This window comes from Mesorhizobium sp. B2-4-7, from assembly GCF_006442685.1.
In the GTDB taxonomy this organism is placed as follows: Bacteria; Pseudomonadota; Alphaproteobacteria; order Rhizobiales; family Rhizobiaceae; genus Mesorhizobium.
The window spans coordinates 15,219-28,158 of record NZ_VFVH01000008.1; the positions used below are offsets into that span (position 1 = coordinate 15,219).

Genomic DNA, 12,940 nt, shown 5'->3' on the forward strand with positions numbered 1-12,940 from the left:
ATGGCTAAAGCCATTATGCTGCAAGGCACGGGTTCGGATGTCGGCAAGACCGTGCTGGTCGCAGGGCTGTGCCGCGCCGCGAAAAAGCGTGGGCTGAAGGTGCGTCCGTTCAAGCCGCAGAACATGTCGAACAATGCCGCTGTCGCCGATATTCCCGGCGACAACAGGGCTGGCGGCGGCGAGATCGGCCGCGCGCAATGGCTGCAGGCGATCGCCTGCGGCGTGCCGCCATCGGTTCACATGAACCCCGTGCTGCTCAAGCCGCAGACCGATGTCGGTGCGCAGGTCATCGTGCAAGGCAAGGTGTTCGGCGAGGCGCGGGCGCGCGACTACCAGGCGCTGAAGGGCCGGCTGATGGACGCGGTGCTGGACTCCTGGGGCAAGGTCGGCGAGGGCGCCGATCTCGTCATCATCGAGGGCGCGGGTTCGCCGGCCGAGATCAACCTCAGAAGCCGCGACATCGCCAATATGGGTTTTGCGACGCGTGCCGATGTGCCTGTCGTGCTGGTCGGCGACATCGATCGCGGCGGCGTCATCGCCTCGGTCGCGGGCACGCATCTGATCCTGCCGGAGGAAGACCGGCGCATGATCGTCGGCTATCTCATCAACAAGTTCCGTGGCGACGTGTCGCTGTTCGACGACGGCATCAAGGCGATCGAAGCGTTCACCGGCTGGCGCTGCTTCGGCGTCGTGCCGTGGCTGAAGGCGGCGGCGCGGCTGCCCTCGGAGGATTCGGTGGTGCTGGAACGGCTTGCCTCCGGGGAGTCGCGTGCGCTGAAGGTGGCGGTGCCGATGCTCGGCCGCATCGCCAATTTCGACGATCTTGACCCGCTCAAGGCCGAGCCGCAGGTGGAAGTGGTGTTCGTGCCGCCTGGAAAGCCGTTGCCGCAGGATGCGGGACTGGTGGTCATTCCCGGCTCGAAGTCGACGATCGGGGATCTGCTGAAATTTCGCGAAAATGGCTGGGACCGTGATCTTCTCGCCCATCGCAGGCGCGGCGGCCATGTCGTCGGCATTTGCGGCGGCTTCCAAATGCTTGGCCGCATCGTGCGCGATCCCGACGGCATCGAGGGCAGCGTCACCGAAGCGGAAGGGCTTGGCCTGCTCGACATCGAAACAGTGATGGAACCGGAAAAGACGGTGCGCAACGTCAGCGCCCGCTCGGTGCCGTTCGATCTGCCGCTCGAAGGCTACGAGATCCATCTCGGCCGCACCACCGGCCCGGACATGCTGCGGCCGTCGGCGATCATCAATGGCGCCGAGGACGGTGCGGTCTCGGCGGATGGCAAGGTGGTCGGAACCTACATGCACGGCCTGTTTGGCGCCGACGCCTTTCGAGGGAGGTTCCTCGAAAGCCTCGGCGTCAAGGGCGGCGGCATCGACTATCGCGCCGAGGTCGAGAGGGCTCTCGACGAGGTCGCGGCCCAGTTGGAGAGCCATCTCGACTGCGACGCGATCTTTTCGCTGGCGCGGTAGCTAGTTGGCCATTTCGCCTGCCTTCGGCCAGTAGGTGCCAAAGGACCAGACATTCTCCTCTGGGTCGCGGCAGATGAATTCGCGGCTGCCATAGTCGCGGTCGGTCAATTCCTGGAGGATCGTGGCGCCTGCCCTCTTCGCCTTGGCGTAGGCGGCGTCTGCGTCGTTGACGGCGATGTAGATCGACTTGCCGCCGCCTGTGCCGGGTTCGCCAACCATTTTGCCGTAGTCATCGTCGCGCGCGCTGCCGAGCATGATCATCGAGGAGCCGAAGACCAGTTCGGCGTGATGCACGACATCGCCTTCGCCGTAGCGGGCACGGATGCTGAAGCCGAAGGCTTCGCACAGCCAGTCAATCATTTTTGCCGCGTTCCTGTAACGCAAGGCGGGGTAGAGGCGAGGGGCTTCAGGTGATGCGGGCATGGTAACCTCCTTCATTCAGGCTGGTCGATGAACCCAGTCTGAGCGACAGCCGTTCCGGCGTCTTGAAGAAATGTTACCCGAGGCTTCAGGCCTGTGCCGAACCCTCGATCGCGGTCGGTGTCTCGCCGGCAAGGTCGCGGAACTCACGCACCAGATGCGCCTGGTCGGCATAGCCGCAATCGGCCGCGATGTCGGCCCAATCGCCAGCTTGCTGCCTCGACAGGCCAAGCGCACGGTTGAAGCGGACGATGCGCGACAGCGTTTTCGGGCCGATGCCGGTCGCGTCCGCGAATTTCCCCGCCAGATGCTTGCGGCTCCAGCCCAGCCTGTCGGCCAGTGACGAGACGCGCACGCGGCCGCCGGAGGCGAGGATCCTGTCATAGGCCCAGGCAACCCCGGCCTGCGTTTCCGGCGCATCGGCCAGCCGGGCGGCGACGAACATCTCGACAAGGGCAAAACGTTTGCTCCAGTCCGCCGCGTTGCCAAGCCGCTCGCGCAAGGCGACGCCTTCGATGCCGAGCACATCGTCCAGGCTGACCATGCGGTCGGTCAACCCGCTCATCGGCTGGTCAAAGAACCGGCGTGCGCCAAGTGGGGTGAAATTGACCTGGACGCAGCAGGCGCCGCCGAAGGATTCGATCATCACGGGTCCGGCATAGAGGCCGGCGGCGAAACTGGCGAAGCGATCATTGTCGCCGGGCGGCTTGCCAAGGCCGATGGCGAAAGGTTCGGCGAAGCTGATGACCAGAGGCACGGTAAGGGAGGCATATTCGACATTGCGGTAATGGCCGGGCGCCGTTTCGCGATAACCGCAAATGTCTGACACAATGCCCGCGAGGGCAGGGCTGGGAAGGCGCCGCCGCATCTCGAACCGCCCGGGGACTGACCGGTCCTGTTCCTGCTGGCATGGCATCTCGATTGGCATCGACAGGACTCTAGCAGAGCCCGGACCCGAATCAAAAGCGCCCGGCTTTTGGCCGGGCGCTCCGAATTGCCTGAGATTTGAATGTCAGGCGCGCCGCGCATCAGGCAGCCGCCGGCACGCACGAGGTAAGCAATGGGCACGATCCACACCGACGCGAGTGGATGAACGAAAGAGGCCGAGGGCGGCGAGAATGCCGATGAGGCGATGACAAGGGAGATGATGAAAACAATCTCGGTAGGTGCGCTGAGATTCATGTGCGGGTCCTCTCCTCGACATGATTCGAACAGCGGCATTCCATCAGGCGCGCGGGTCACACACCAATCAGGACGCGCAGGGGGTTCGCCGGGTCGGCCAGGAGCTTCGCCGCCAGAGCGACGCAGACGATGACAAGCAGCGGCTTGATCAGCCTGGCGCCGATGCGCATGGCCAGGCTGGCGCCGAGGCGGGCGCCGAGGAACTGGGCGACGCCCATCATCAGGCCGATCTTCCAGGAGATGACACCGACCGCGGCGAAGACGACGAAGCCGCCGATATTGGAGGCGAAGTTGAGCAGCTTGGTGTGGGCCGTCGCCTTGAGTACGCCGTAGCCGGCAAGCGCGACGAAGGCCAGCATGTAGAAGGACCCGGCACCCGGCCCGAACAGGCCGTCGTAAAAGCCGATGGCCGGCACCAGCGTTATCCCGAACAGGAAGGGCGTCATACGTTCGGCGCGGTCAACGTCGGTCATGTTGGGCTTCAGGGCGAAATAGAGCGCGATGGCGATCAGCACCAGCGGCAGAAGCGCCCGCAGCAGATCGCCGGGCACGACCGTTGCCAGCAAGGCGCCGACGGCACCGCCGGCAAGCGCCAGCAGCGCAGAAGGCAGTTGCCGGCGAAGGTCGACATGGCCTTTCGCGGCATAGTGGATGGTCGCAGATCCCGAGCCGAACATGCCCTGCAGCTTGTTGGTTCCCAGCGCCTCGACCGGCGAGAAGCCGGTCAGCAGCAGTGCGGGAATAGTGATCAGCCCGCCGCCGCCGGCAATCGAGTCGACAAAGCCCGCGGCAAAACCAGCGAAGGCGAGCATGGTGACGGATTCTAAGGTGAGGTCGATCATCAGGGAGAAATCAAGCCAGAGATGCTCCGGCTTCGATCACGAACACCCCGTTTGCGCAAGACCGATTTCACGCTACTTCTATCCAAGCGCGTCGCGCCTGGATTTCGCGTTGTGCTGTCATTATCCCAAAACCGCTGCGCTTTTTTGGGCTACATGGATTAGAGGAATCGGCAAAGGGGCTCCCGATGGCATTCGAACTGCTCGACCAGATACGCTCGATCTTCGATGGAGACCCCGGGGTGCGCAAGGTGGCGGACGACCCCGTGTTGTCGGCGGAACTTCTGATGCTGTTCCGCATGATCCTGGCTGACGGAACGGTCAGCGAGAGCGAGATGGTTGCCTTCCGGCGCATCTGCAAGGATGCCTTCGGCATTCCGGAAACCAGCATCGACGCCGTCATCGAATATCTCAACGAATTCGGCTACGAAACCAATGGCTCACAGGCCATCGCGCTGTTCCGCGACCTCGATGTCGAGCGGCGCAAGCAACTGGCGCAGCATATGGCCGAGATCGCCAAGGCGGACGCGCAATTGGCCGAGACCGAGGTGCGCCTGCTGCGCCGCACGCTCGACCTGCTCGACATCAGCCCGGTCGACGTGGTGAAATCTGAGCAGTAGGTTGATGGGATCCCAGCCGGGCCGGCTGTCTACGGCAGCCTCCGGCATTTGCGGCCTTTCACTCACACGGCGGATTCGCTTCGCGAACCGATCGCTCACCCCTGCTCCTGCATACGGCGTGCAATTGCCCTGTGCAGGTCCGGCGCTGCGGCGACAAGCGTCTTGGCCGCCTCGGATTGCGGGTGATCCAGCACCTCGCCCGTCCGGCCACGCTCGACGATCTGGCCGTCATGCATGACCAGCACTTCGTCCGTTATGGCGCGGGCGACGGTGAGGTCGTGGGTGATGAAGAGATAGGCGATGCCGAGTTTCTGGTTGAGCTCGGCGAACAGGTCGAGGATCTGAGCGCGGATCGAAACATCGAGCGCCGAAACCGGCTCGTCGGCGACGACCAGTTTTGGGCGGGTGATGATGGCGCGGGCGATCGACAGGCGCTGGCGCTGGCCGCCGGAAAATTCGTGCGGATACTTTTCCATGTCGTGCTGGTCGAGGCCGACCTCGTGCAGCGCCTGCGCCACCATCTCGCGGCGCTCGGCGCGCCCCGGTTTCCTGTCCAGCACGTGCAGCGGCTCGGCGACCAGTTTCTCGACCGTCTGGCGCGGATCGAACGAGCCATAGGGGTCCTGGAATACCACCTGCATGTCGCGCCGCGCCGGCTTCAGGTCCGCCTCGCTCTTGCCGGTGAGGGGCTCGCCGCGAAAGCGGATGGTTCCCGAACTCGGCCGGTCCAGCGCCAGGATCATGCGCGCCAAGGTAGACTTGCCGCAGCCGGAGCGGCCGACCAGCGCCACCGACTGGCCCGGCGCCATGGACAGCGACACGCCGTTGACGGCGCGGATGTCAGGCGCGCGCCGGAACAGCGAGGTGCGCCGGCCGGGATAATCGCGCGTCACGCCCTCAACCTCGAGCAACGGCCGGGCTGCCGAGGGGCCATGCGGCCGGGCGCGGGCCGGCACGTGCATCGAGGCCAGCGCCAGCTGGCGGGTATAGGGGTGGAGCTGTTCAGAGAGCGTGCGGGCCGTATCGCCGGCTTCCATGACTTCGCCCCGACGAAGGATGGTAATGCGGTCCGCCATCTCGGTGACCACGGCGAGGTCATGCGAGATCAGGAGCAGGCCCATGCCGCTCTCCGCGACAAGGTCGCGCAAGAGGGTGAGGATTTGCGCCTGGAGCACAACATCGAGCGCCGTGGTCGGCTCGTCGGCGATCAGCAGCTTCGGCTTCAGCGCGCAGGCCATGGCAATGACGACGCGCTGGCGCTGGCCGCCGGACAGTTCGTGCGGATAGCGCGACAGCGGGAATTTTGCCGACGGCAAGCCAACCCGGTCGAGCATTTTTCGCGCCCGCTCTTCCGCCTCGGCGCGGCTCGCCTTGGCATGCCAGCGTATACCTTCGGCGACCTGCTCGCCGATGGTCTTGAGCGGGTTCAGCGCGGTCATCGGCTCCTGGAACACCATGCCGATATCGTCGCCGCGCAGGGCGCACATCTGATCCTCGCTTGCCGCGAGGATGTCGATGCCGTCGAAGGTGATGCGCCCGCTGGCACGCGCGGCATATGGCAAGAGCCGCATGACGCTCAGAGCCGTCATCGATTTGCCGGAGCCGGATTCGCCGACCAGCCCCATTACCTCGCCGGGCGCGATGGAGAACTCGATGCTCCGGAGGATCGGCGTGTCGCCGATCGCCAGCGACAGATTGTCGATTTCCAGAAGGCTCATCGTTGCCGCCGCGATTTCGGATCGAGGATGTCGGCGATGCCGTCGCCTAAAAGGTTCAGCCCAAGCACGGTGATCACGATCGCCATGCCGGGAAAGATCGCCATCCAGGGCGCCACCACCATGCGGGTCTGGGCGTCGAACAGCATGCGGCCCCAGCTCGGCATTGGCGGTTGGGCGCCAAGGCCCAGATAGGAAAGCCCGGCCTCGGCCAATATGCCGAGCGCGAACTGGATAGTGCCTTGCACCAGGAGCAAGGTGGCGATGTTGGGGAGCACATGTTCGACGGTGATCAGCATCCTGCCCTTGCCGGCGGCGCGGGCGGCGAGGATGAATTCGCGCGGCCAGATCGCCAAGGCGCCGGCTCGGGCGACGCGGGCAAAAACCGGGATGTTGAAGATGCCGATGGCGATAATGGCATTGATGGCGCCGGGGCCGAAGATGGCGGTGATCATGATGGCCGACAAAAGCGCAGGGAAGGCGAAGACGAGATCGTTGATGCGCATCAAGGCCTCGTCGACGAGGCCGCCGCGCGCCGCGGCGAAAGCACCGAGCGGCACGCCGACGCCCATGCCGATGCCGACCGCGACCAGCGCCACCGCGATCGAATTGCGGGCGCCGACCATGATCATCGACAGGATGTCGCGGCCGAAATGGTCGGTGCCGAACCAGTGCGCCCAGGACGGCGCCAGCGTCTTGTCGGATATGACCAGCCGGGTCACGTCATAGGGCGTCCAGAGATAGGAGAGGATCGCCACCGCCGCCACGAACAACGTGACGGCGAAGCCGGCAAGAAACGAGCGGTTGCCGAACGCCTTGACGAGGATGCCGCCCAGCGTCTCTTCGGGGATGTCCGGATGCAACATCATTGCCGGCTTCGGAGGCGCGGATCGACGACGGCATAAGAGAGGTCGACGACGAGGTTGACGGCGATGACCGCGGCGACCAGCAGCATGACGACGCTTTCCACGACGATCAGGTCGCGCTGGGTGATCGCCTGGAACACCAGCCGGCCGAGGCCGGGCAGGTAGAAGACGTTCTCGATGATGATGGTGCCGGCGAGCAGGAAGGCGAATTGCAGGCCCAGAATGGTCAGCACCGGGATCATGGCGTTGCGCAATGCGTGCCGCCACAGGACCGCGCGATAGGGCAGGCCCTTGGCGCGGGCGGTGCGGATATAGTCCTCGTTCAGCACCTCGATCAGTGCCGAACGGGTGACGCGTGCCAGGATCGCGGCCTGCGGCAATGCGAGCGCCACAGCCGGCAGCAGCAGTGATTTCAGCGCCGGCCAGGCACCGGCCCCCCAACCGGGAAAGCCGCCGGCCGGAACCAGCCGCAGCCAGACCGCGAAGAGATAGATCAGCATCAGCGCGAACCAGAAATTGGGAATGGCGACGCCGAGCTGCGCGGCGCCCATCGCCGCTGTGTCACCCATCCGCCCGCGATGGTTCGCTGAAAACAGGCCGACCGGGATGGCGATGAGGGTGGATAGGGCGAGCGCAATCAGCGCCAGCGGCAATGAGACGACGAGACGCTCGCGCACGAGGTCGATGACCGGCACCGAATAGGTGTAGGAGCGGCCGAAATCCAGGCAGAGCAGGCCGCCGGCCCAGTGCAGGTAGCGCCAGGGCAGGGGCGCGTCGAGGCCCATCTGGTTGCGCAGCAGCTCAACCTGGTCGGCGCTGGCATTCATGCCCAGCATCAGCCGCGCCGGGTCGCCGGGCAGGATCTCCAGCACCGCGAAGACGACCATGGAGGCCAGCGCCAACGTGGCGGCGGCGATCGCGAGACGCCTGAGGAGGTAGGCGGTCATCGCTTGATCGGCCAACAGTCGAAATCGGCGCTGCCCCTCATCTGCCTGCCGGCATCTTCTCCCCGTATAGAGACGGGGAGAAGGACGCCTTCGCAAAGGATTTCGCCAATCTTCAGCGTTGCAGAAAGGGTGCCGAGGTTGCGGCCAGCCCCTTTCTCCCCGTCACTATACGGGGAGAAGTGCCCGGCAGGGCGATGAGGGGCGGCGCAAACCTGAAGCGATCGTCCTGCGGCTCGGGTCAGGCAGCCCGGCAGGGCAGAGGGGGGTGCGGAGCGCAAGCGTCGCCTCTTGGCCAACGGCTTCACTCGTTCCACTTCACCTTGGTGAGATCATTGGCCTGGATCGGCGCGTTTTCCCACAGGCCCTGCAGCTTGGCGTCCCAGACGCCGACCTTGGGCAGTTCGTAGAGGAAGCCGACCACGGCGTCGTCGGCCAGGATCTTCTGTGCCTGCCCCAGCAATTCCTTGCGCTTGGCTTCATCGGAGGTGACGTCCAGATCGGCGATCACCTTGTCGAAGGCCGGATTGTCGTAATTGAAGTAATAATCCTTACGCGCATAGATACCGATGTCGTTGGGCTCGGTATGGGAGACGATGGTCAGGTCGTAGTCCTTCTTGGTGAACACCTGGTCCAGCCACTGCGCCCATTCGACCGGGATGATCTCGAGGTTGATGCCGACGTCACGGAGCTGCGAGGCGATGATCTCGCCGCCGAGCCTGGCATAGGTGGGCGGCGGAAGCTTCAGCGTCGCCTTGAAGCCATTCTCCAGGCCTGCTTCCTTCAAGAGTTCCTTGGCCTTGGCGACATCGTGCGGATAGCGGCCGGTGAGGTCGACGTAGTCCTTGTTGGCCGGCGACATATGCGAGCCGATCGGCAGGCCGAGGCCGGCCGAGGCACCGTCGATGATCGCCTTGCGATCGAGCGCGTAGGAGATCGCCTGCCTGACCAGCAATTTGTCGAAGGGCGGCTTCTTGTTGTTGATCGACAGGATGGTTTCGCCTTCGGTCGAACCGATCACCACCTTGAAACGCGGATCGTCCTTGACCTGCGCGAGACTGTCGGGATCGAAGAATGGGAACGCCTGGATATCGCCGGAAAGCAATGCCGGTACGCTAGCAGCGGCATCGGGCACGATGCGGAACTCGACCTTGTCGAGGTAAGCCGGCGTGCCCCAATAGCTGTCGGATTTCACCAGTTTGATCGAGGATCCCTTGGCCCAGCTCTGGAATTTGAACGGGCCGGTTCCGACCGGCTTTTCCTTGTTGGCGTCAGCGGATTTCGGCGAGACGATGACAGCATCGCCCCAGCCCATATTGTAGAGGAAGGATCCCTGCGGGTTCTTCAACGTCACCTTGACCGTTGCCGGGTCGACCACGTCGACCGTATCGATGGCTGCGAACAGGGCTTTTTGCGCATTGACCGAATTGTCGGCGCGGGCGCGGTCGAGCGAGAATTTCACGTCGTCGGCGCTGAAGCCGGCGCCATCGTGGAATTTCACGCCGGTGTGCAGCTTGAAGGTGTAGGTCTTGCCGTCGTCGGAGATGGTCCAGCTTTCAGCCAAATCCGGCAGGACCTCGCCATTTGGCCCGATGCGGGTCAAGCCTTCGAACACGTTGGCGTAGAGAACCTCGTCGATTGCCGCGGCCGCGCCGGCGGTCGGATCGAGATGCGGCGGTTCGAGCGGGATGCCGATGACCAGATCGGTTCGCGCCGCCAGCGCGGGAGTGCCGACGGCCAGCGCCAGGACGGCCGCGGCCAGGATGGTTTTCCACAATTTCATCGTGCTACTCCCCGTGTGGTCAAACATGCGCTCAAACCGGGCGAATAGAAGCGTGATTTCGCACGGGAGTAAATTGCGTTTCGTGCCGCGCGGCGGCGTAGCCGGGAATGTTTTTCTCCGGACGGCCGCGTCGACCGTTGGCTCTTGCCCGTGCGGCGCTATCGGGCGCCGCGCAGCAGCACGTTGAGCCCGAACGCCATCACCTTGGCCGATTCCACCATATCCGAGATGCCGACCCATTCGTCAGGCCGGTGGGCGAGATCGAGAATGCCCGGGCCATAGGCGATGCAATCATAGACATGGCCGATGCGGGCAATGTGCTTCTGGTCGTAGGTGCCCGGTGAAATGACGTAGTCGGGCTCGCGATCGAAGATCGCGTGGATGCCTTGCGCGATTGCCTTGACGACCGGAGCGTCGCGTTCGGTCATCAGCGGCAGCACCTCCATCAGGTCACGGATCTCGTAGTCGAACTTTTGCCGATCACGCTTCAGCCGCTCGAGAATGCCGGTCACCTCGCCCTTGACCGTGGCGATATCCTCTTCGAGCAGGAAGCGGCGGTCGATGGTCAGCCGGCAGGAATCGGGCACGTTGGGCGAGGGCAGGCCGGGCCGGAAATCCTCGGTCTGGCCGCCATGGATGGAGTTGATGTTCATGGTCGAACGCTTCGCCCCTTCGGGCACGACCGGCATGCGCGTCATCTTGCGGTCAAGCGCGGGGAACAATTCGTCCTCGAATGCCTGCAGCACGGCGCCCATATGGCGCACCGCATTGTCGCCGAGGAACGGCATCGAGCCATGCGCGATCTCGCCCTTGGTCTCGATCTCGGCCCACCAGACGCCGCGATGGCCAAGGCAGATGCGGTCCTTGTTCAGCGGTTCGGGAATGATGACGTGGTCGACCCTGGGTTTCGAGAAATAGCCGCGCCTCGCCAGATGCGCGACACCGCCGAAGCCGCCGGATTCCTCGTCGACCGTGCCTGATATCTCGATGGCACCGGGAAAATCGGGAAATACCTCCATGAAGGCTTCGGCCGCGATGATCGAGGAAGCCAGGCCGCCCTTCATGTCGCAGGCGCCGCGGCCATAGACCTTGCCGTCCCTGACGACGCCGGCGAAGGGATCGACGGTCCAGCCGTCGCCGGCCTCGACGACATCGATATGCGAGTTGAAGTGGACGCAGGCGCCGGGCGAGCGGCCCTCGAAGCGTGCGACGACGTTGACGCGCGGGTAGCGGTCGGTGTCGCCGGGCGTGCCTTCGGCGCGGATGAACTCGGTTTCGAAGCCGCTCTTCTTCAGCCGCGCGCCAAGAAATTCGGCGCATGGCCGGTACGCTTCGCCGGGGGGGTTGATGGTGGGAAAACGGATCAACTCGGCGGTCAGCGCGACGAGATCGTCGCGCCGGTCATCGATCGCTTGGAAGAGTCGCTCGTTCATGGCCCGAGTTGAGCAACGATCGGCGTCGTTTTGCAAGTCCGCTGGCAATTGGGCCGTTGCGGCGTGTCGTTACGGCAACTCTTGCGGGAATTCGTTCAAATTCGCTGCTTTGGATTGGCGAATTGGTCAAGGGTATATGTTATGCCGTTCACCTGTCATTAAAGAGATGAAAAACGACGTGAAGGCAGGCAAGGGGCAATCAAAGGGGTTTGATCGCATGAAAAAGACAGTTCTCATGGCAGCAGCACTTGTCACGATGCTGTTGGGTGTTTCGGTGCAGAGCTGGGCAGCCAGCCTCATTGCAAATATAGACGTGTCGTCGCAGACGATGACGGTCAGGTACGGCCAGGACGTTTACCGGTGGAGCGTGTCCACGGCTCGGTCCGGCTACTTCACGCCACGCGGCACCTACCGGCCGCAGCGAACGGCCCGGATGTGGTATTCGCGCAAATACGACATGTCGCCGATGCCTTATTCCGTGTTCTTCCACGGCGGCTATGCCATCCACGGAACGGGCGCGGTGAGGCAGCTCGGCCGACCGGCGTCGCATGGCTGCGTGCGGCTGCATACGGCCAATGCGGCGGCTTTCTACTCGATGGTGCGAGAAGTCGGCTTCGGCAACACGCGCATCGTCGTGAGGAACTGACTGCTAAGCCGGCTTGTGCCGGAGGCGCATCGGACGGCTCCAGACTACGCGCTTCGGGTTTTTGCCTTGCGTCGCTTGCGGCTGATGTCCCATCTCTTATGGAACCACATCCACTGGCCGGGATCCTCGCGCACCCAGCGCTCGACCACGTCGTTGAGAAGCTGGGTGGTGGCGCGCACGTCGACACTGCCATCGGCGGTGCGGGGCAATGTCAGCTTCTCTTCTATCTCGAGCCTGAAGCGGTTGCCCGGCAGCCTGACGCAGCGCGCCGGGTAGACGTCGCAATCATAATGACGGGCAAGTGTGCCGAGCACGCGATTGCTCTGGCAGGGGCGGCCGAAGAATGTCGTTTCCAGGCCGCCCGTGAACTTCTGGTCGACGAGGACCCCGATATTGCCGCCGTTTTCCAATACCGAGGCGAGCGCGAACGAAGCGCCCGCCATCGAGGGCAGCAACGATCCCATGGTCGCGCGGCGCGTCGAGAGGATGTAGTCGGCCAGGTACGGATTGTTGGGCGGGCGAAACAGCGCGGTGATATTCATGCCGAAAGTAGCCGCCGCCACCGGCAGCAATTCAAAATTGCCAAGATGTCCGGTGAAGACGATGTGCGGCTTCTTTTCGGCCGCGATCTCGACGAAATGGTCTACTCCCCTGACCTCGACACGGCCGGGACTGGTGGCGGCTGGATCGTAGTCGAACAAGGCGTCGAGAAAGATGTATTCGGCGGCGAGACGCGCCATGTTGCCCCACATGTCGGAGGCGATGGCCTGGATCTCGGCTTCGCTCTTGTGCGGATAGGCCTTGCGCAGATTCTCGACGGCCACATTATGGCGTCCGACCCATGGACCGATGCGGCGGGCGACGCGGTCGGCGAAATTCAGCGCGCTGTCGGGGGGCAGCAGGCGCAGCACCGAGATGATGATCATCGCAATGCGCGCGACCAGCCAGTGCTCGAACCGGCGCAATTGCCGGCCGTAGCGGAACATCAGGTCGCGGCGAAGCTTCTTCAACACAGA

Annotated in this window: 12 protein-coding genes; 3 read left to right on the plus strand and 9 right to left on the minus strand. The window is 64.0% G+C overall.

The features are described 5' to 3' along the window. Positions 1-1,476, plus strand: a complete 1,476-nt coding sequence (locus tag FJ946_RS20580) for a cobyric acid synthase (protein ID WP_140564134.1) — start codon at positions 1-3, stop codon at positions 1,474-1,476. Here FJ946_RS20580 and FJ946_RS20585 read toward each other — a convergent pair whose 3' ends face one another. The 3 genes from FJ946_RS20585 to FJ946_RS20595 all read right to left on the minus strand — a co-directional run bounded on the left by FJ946_RS20585 (position 1,477) and on the right by FJ946_RS20595 (position 3,920). Continuing rightward, positions 1,477-1,899 carry a VOC family protein gene (locus FJ946_RS20585; protein ID WP_140555065.1) on the minus strand — a complete coding sequence of 141 codons (423 nt, stop codon included), beginning with the start codon at positions 1,897-1,899 and terminating at the stop codon, positions 1,477-1,479. Positions 1,900-1,984: 85 nt separating this feature from the next. Continuing rightward, complete coding sequence (locus FJ946_RS20590) at positions 1,985-2,824, minus strand: AraC family transcriptional regulator (protein WP_140564133.1); 840 nt, start codon at positions 2,822-2,824, stop codon at positions 1,985-1,987. Positions 2,825-3,134: 310 nt separating this feature from the next. Further along, positions 3,135-3,920 carry a TSUP family transporter gene (locus FJ946_RS20595; RefSeq protein ID WP_140564132.1) on the minus strand — a complete coding sequence of 262 codons (786 nt, stop codon included), beginning with the start codon at positions 3,918-3,920 and terminating at the stop codon, positions 3,135-3,137. A gap of 185 nt (positions 3,921-4,105) precedes the next feature. Between FJ946_RS20595 and FJ946_RS20600 the strand changes: the two genes are divergently transcribed. Further along, a complete protein-coding gene (locus FJ946_RS20600; protein WP_140495687.1) occupies positions 4,106-4,537 on the plus strand; it encodes a TerB family tellurite resistance protein in 432 nt (143 codons plus the stop codon). Positions 4,538-4,632: 95 nt separating this feature from the next. On the opposite strand, the gene FJ946_RS20605 is transcribed toward FJ946_RS20600, so the two are convergent. The 5 genes from FJ946_RS20605 to FJ946_RS20630 all read right to left on the minus strand — a co-directional run bounded on the left by FJ946_RS20605 (position 4,633) and on the right by FJ946_RS20630 (position 11,278). After that, complete coding sequence (locus FJ946_RS20605; RefSeq protein ID WP_140564131.1) at positions 4,633-6,255, minus strand: ABC transporter ATP-binding protein; 1,623 nt, start codon at positions 6,253-6,255, stop codon at positions 4,633-4,635. Next, positions 6,252-7,121 carry an ABC transporter permease gene (locus FJ946_RS20610; RefSeq protein ID WP_140564130.1) on the minus strand — a complete coding sequence of 290 codons (870 nt, stop codon included), beginning with the start codon at positions 7,119-7,121 and terminating at the stop codon, positions 6,252-6,254. The genes FJ946_RS20605 and FJ946_RS20610 overlap by 4 nt, the downstream gene beginning before the upstream one ends. Next, on the minus strand, positions 7,118-8,065 hold the full coding sequence (locus FJ946_RS20615) for an ABC transporter permease (protein WP_140555073.1): 948 nt from the start codon (positions 8,063-8,065) through the stop codon (positions 7,118-7,120). The genes FJ946_RS20610 and FJ946_RS20615 overlap by 4 nt, the downstream gene beginning before the upstream one ends. 301 nt (positions 8,066-8,366) lie before the next feature. Next, positions 8,367-9,845 carry an ABC transporter substrate-binding protein gene (locus FJ946_RS20625; RefSeq protein WP_140521078.1) on the minus strand — a complete coding sequence of 493 codons (1,479 nt, stop codon included), beginning with the start codon at positions 9,843-9,845 and terminating at the stop codon, positions 8,367-8,369. Between the two features lie 158 nt (positions 9,846-10,003). Then, positions 10,004-11,278 (minus strand): acetylornithine deacetylase/succinyl-diaminopimelate desuccinylase family protein, encoded by a 1,275-nt coding sequence (locus tag FJ946_RS20630; RefSeq protein WP_140564129.1) that lies wholly within the window; start codon positions 11,276-11,278, stop codon positions 10,004-10,006. Between the two features lie 217 nt (positions 11,279-11,495). Between FJ946_RS20630 and FJ946_RS20635 the strand changes: the two genes are divergently transcribed. Next, positions 11,496-11,924 carry a L,D-transpeptidase gene (locus FJ946_RS20635; RefSeq protein ID WP_140555076.1) on the plus strand — a complete coding sequence of 143 codons (429 nt, stop codon included), beginning with the start codon at positions 11,496-11,498 and terminating at the stop codon, positions 11,922-11,924. 44 nt (positions 11,925-11,968) lie between these two features. Here the strand turns inward: FJ946_RS20635 and FJ946_RS20640 are convergent, their stop codons facing one another. Continuing rightward, positions 11,969-12,937, minus strand: a complete 969-nt coding sequence (locus tag FJ946_RS20640; RefSeq protein WP_224519172.1) for a lipid A biosynthesis lauroyl acyltransferase — start codon at positions 12,935-12,937, stop codon at positions 11,969-11,971. Positions 12,938-12,940 lie beyond the last annotated feature (3 nt).

Excerpts from the sequence above, each read along its gene's own strand:
- FJ946_RS20580 (WP_140564134.1), top strand. The coding sequence starts at position 1 with ATGGCTAAAGCCATTATGCTGCAAGGCACGGGTTCGGATGTCGGCAAG.
- FJ946_RS20585 (WP_140555065.1), bottom strand. The coding sequence starts at position 1,899 with ATGCCCGCATCACCTGAAGCCCCTCGCCTCTACCCCGCCTTGCGTTAC.
- FJ946_RS20590 (WP_140564133.1), bottom strand. The coding sequence starts at position 2,824 with ATGCCAATCGAGATGCCATGCCAGCAGGAACAGGACCGGTCAGTCCCC.
- FJ946_RS20595 (WP_140564132.1), bottom strand. The coding sequence starts at position 3,920 with ATGATCGACCTCACCTTAGAATCCGTCACCATGCTCGCCTTCGCTGGT.
- FJ946_RS20600 (WP_140495687.1), top strand. The coding sequence starts at position 4,106 with ATGGCATTCGAACTGCTCGACCAGATACGCTCGATCTTCGATGGAGAC.
- FJ946_RS20605 (WP_140564131.1), bottom strand. The coding sequence starts at position 6,255 with ATGAGCCTTCTGGAAATCGACAATCTGTCGCTGGCGATCGGCGACACG.
- FJ946_RS20610 (WP_140564130.1), bottom strand. The coding sequence starts at position 7,121 with ATGATGTTGCATCCGGACATCCCCGAAGAGACGCTGGGCGGCATCCTC.
- FJ946_RS20615 (WP_140555073.1), bottom strand. The coding sequence starts at position 8,065 with ATGACCGCCTACCTCCTCAGGCGTCTCGCGATCGCCGCCGCCACGTTG.
- FJ946_RS20625 (WP_140521078.1), bottom strand. The coding sequence starts at position 9,845 with ATGAAATTGTGGAAAACCATCCTGGCCGCGGCCGTCCTGGCGCTGGCC.
- FJ946_RS20630 (WP_140564129.1), bottom strand. The coding sequence starts at position 11,278 with ATGAACGAGCGACTCTTCCAAGCGATCGATGACCGGCGCGACGATCTC.
- FJ946_RS20635 (WP_140555076.1), top strand. The coding sequence starts at position 11,496 with ATGAAAAAGACAGTTCTCATGGCAGCAGCACTTGTCACGATGCTGTTG.